The 230-nt window shown below is 46.5% G+C and carries 1 protein-coding gene; it reads left to right on the plus strand.

The genetic code is table 11. The features are described from left to right. On the plus strand, positions 1-230 hold a 230-nt coding region (locus E4T71_RS09620), incomplete at both ends, for a DUF1542 domain-containing protein (RefSeq protein WP_135039038.1).

Here is a 230-nt window from a genome sequence, read left to right on the forward strand (position 1 = left end):
GTCGATGAAGCCGCTCAAGCCAAGAAGGATGAAATTGACGCTCGCTCTGATCTAACAGACGAAGAGAAAGCAGCAGCTAAGGCTCAAGTTGATGCAGAAGCAGAAAAAGCTAAAGCTGCAGTAGATGCAGCAACAACAAATGCAGGAGTTGAAGAAGCTAAGACTGCAGGTGTTGACACTGTTAAAGCTATTAACCCAGCTGCAGTTGCTAAGCCTGAAGCGAAGAAAGC

The sequence above is a fragment of the Streptococcus sp. WM07 genome (genome assembly GCF_004570525.1).
GTDB lineage: Bacteria > Bacillota > Bacilli > Lactobacillales > Streptococcaceae > Streptococcus.